The organism is Psychrobacter sp. T6-1, assembly GCF_052258445.1.
This window is the reverse complement of sequence record NZ_JBQQFC010000297.1, coordinates 1-2930: the sequence shown is the minus strand read 5'-3', so window position 1 is coordinate 2930 and position 2930 is coordinate 1. Positions and strand designations below refer to the sequence as shown.

The 2930-nt window shown below is 46.3% G+C and carries 2 protein-coding genes; one reads left to right on the top strand and one right to left on the bottom strand.

Annotated elements, in window-relative coordinates; translation table 11 throughout:
* Positions 1–112: 112 nt before the first annotated feature.
* Positions 113–1831, bottom strand: coding sequence for a proline--tRNA ligase (locus ACTXGO_RS11910; RefSeq protein ID WP_317200847.1), 1719 nt, complete (start codon positions 1829–1831; stop codon positions 113–115).
* 398 nt (positions 1832–2229) lie between these two features.
* Between ACTXGO_RS11910 and ACTXGO_RS11905 the strand changes: the two genes are divergently transcribed.
* On the top strand, positions 2230–2930 hold a 701-nt coding region (locus ACTXGO_RS11905), incomplete at its 3' end, for a DUF4230 domain-containing protein (protein WP_443574671.1).

The window sequence follows — 2930 nt, the reverse complement described above, 5'->3', positions numbered from 1 at the left end:
GGTGCTCTGTGATTTAAATGACCCACAAAAAAGCGCCTATCTTACACATTCAAAAATGTAAGATAGGCGCTTTTTTATTGACCGATATTGAAGCTTAATTTTAGAGCTTGACCTATTTGCTGATCACTTTAGCCAATACCTCGTCACGACTTAGCATCTGCTTTTCGCTATCGCGGCGATTGACGTACTCAAATTTATTCTCTGCCAAGTTGCGATCGGAGACGACGATACGATGCGGGATACCGATCAGCTCCAAATCCGCAAACTTAACGCCTGGGCGCTCGTTTCGATCGTCGAGTAATACATTGACGCCTTGCGCTTTAAGCTCTTCATAGAGCGCTGTCGCGGTTTGCATCACCGTATCTTCTTTGGACTTCATCGGTACGATAGCGACTTCAAATGGCGCAATTGAATCAGTCACGCTTGGGGTTTGTGGCCACATAATACCGTTTTCATCATTATTTTGCTCAATAGCGGCAGCAATAATGCGGCTGACACCAATACCATAGCAGCCCATCATTAAGGTGACAGGCTTACCATCTTCGCCAGAGACCGTGCAGCCCATGGCTTGCGAGTATTTATCACCCAGCTGGAAGATATGGCCGACTTCGATACCACGTTTGATCTTGAGCACTCCTTTACCATCGGGTGATGGATCGCCTTCCTTGACATTACGCACATCAACGATGCGGGTGATACTAGCGTCACGCGCCCAATTCATACCGATAGTATGCTTATTAATCTCGTTAGCACCAGAGACAAAATCTGACAAAGTAGCTGCCGCGCGATCGACAAATACTGGCATATCTAAATCAACGCCGATATAGCCTTTGTGAAGGCCTGCCGCTTTTAACTCTTCATCAGAGGCCAAAGTTAGTGGTACATTCGCTTCTTCTATCTTCTCCGCTTTTACGGTATTTAATTGATGATCGCCGCGCAAGATAATAGCGATAAGTTGCGGGGTATCGTCTTCTTTATGACCATGAACGATCAAGGTTTTGACGGTAGTGGCAAGCTCAATATCTAAATGCTCTGCGACCATTTTACAAGTCGTCATATTCTCTGTTAGTACGTCTTCACGCGCCTGTGTCGGTGGCCGGCGCTCAGCAGTACTGACTGATTCGGCCAGCTCCACGTTAGCTGCGTAATCAGAAGAATCAGAGAAGGCAATATCATCCTCCCCACTATCAGCTAAGACATGAAATTCATGCGAGGCAAAACCGCCGATAGAGCCAGTGTCCGCTTGCACTGCGCGAAAGTCCAAACCCAAACGGGTAAAGATACGAGTATAAGCGTCATACATATCATGGTAGGTTTTTGCTAGTGAGGCCTGATCGATATGAAAAGAGTAAGCATCTTTCATAGTAAATTCGCGCGCACGCATCACGCCAAAGCGCGGACGTATCTCATCACGAAACTTATTTTGAATCTGAAAGAAGCTAATAGGCAGCTGCTTATAACTACGCAGTTCGCCTTGAGCTAGATTGGTGATGACCTCTTCGTGCGTTGGCCCTAAGACAAAATCACGATCGTGGCGATCTTTGAAGCGCAGTAGCTCAGGGCCATAGTCTTCAAAACGCCCAGTGATCTGCCAGAGCTCAGCAGGTTGAGTCATCGGCATAAGCACTTCTTGCGCGCCGATACTTTGCATCTCTTCGCGCACGATTTTTTCGACCTTTTGCAAGATACGCAGACCCATAGGTAACCAAATATAGAGTCCAGAGGCGATTTTGCGAATAAGACCGGCGCGAACCATTAACTGGCTTGAGGCGATGTCAGCATCGCTTGGCGTTTCTTTTAGGGTGGCAAATAAAAACTGACTGGCTTTCATAAATAAAGCGAAACCTTATCTTTTATAAAGAATAAATAAGTAGCGCGGTGCAGGGTAAAGGACTACAAGCGCAAAATAGGAGTAGAGGCCAGGATAGTATTCACCAGCACAATCAGACTATGTTAGGTAAAGTTTGAGCTAGACGCAATGACTTTTTAGCTTTTGCTCAATATAGAGATAAAAAAGGCTAATGATAGTTGAAATATGGCTTAAATTACCGTACTAAAAGGCGTCTTGAGCAAGGCTTATGTGTAGCAATTGGTAGCCATAACTTGAAGTGCGGCTCTGACGGTATCATTTATATCCCATCTCCTATTCACAAACGCAGTCTTCGCTTATGCGCTGATCATCTATGATTCAATCGTCTTTAAGCCCATGACCCCTAAAAGGATATCGCCATGCCAGCGTCTGACAATCGACTCTCGACCAAGCCTAAAACCAAGATAGCTAAAACCTCGTGGCTTTTGTTAATAATAGGTCTGCTTGCTTTACTCGCCGCTTTTTATATGGTGCAAAATCAAGTAGAAGACGAGCCTATCGAGACCATCACACGCGAAGGGGTGGTAACGCAGATCCAGCAGCTCAATCGCTTGCAAACGGTTGGCTTTAGCGTAGATACGGTCATCACCAGTCAGCGCGAGGGTAGCTGGCAGAAGCTTTGGACTGATGAGCAAAAGGGGCTATTTATCGTTCGTGGCCGCGTTGAGGCAGGCGTCGATCTGGCTAATTTGACACCTGATATGGTACGAGTGACCCAGCCTAGCGCCGAGGACATTGCAGCGTTTGAGAGTGCTACTGAAGATGACGCAAACTTAGGTAGTAATCCTGCCGTATTGATGCCAAAGATTGATATCACCTTGCCGCAGTCTGAGATATTCTCAGTATATTTAGACGATATCGAAATCTATGACTGGCAAGCTGGCGTCTTTGGTATGACGCAGGTTGATCCTAGAATTTTTGAGCAAGCGCAAAAGATGGGCAAGACAGAAGTGTTAGAGAAGGCTTGCCGCGGTGATGTTATGACCATCGCTCTTGATAACGCCCAATCTCAATTGCAGCAGCTCTTTGCTCTAACGGGCGCTACTGTGACGGTTACCAC

Coding starts and splice junctions, on each gene's coding strand:
- ACTXGO_RS11910 (WP_317200847.1), bottom strand. CDS start 1,831: ATGAAAGCCAGTCAGTTTTTATTTGCCACCCTAAAAGAAACGCCAAGC.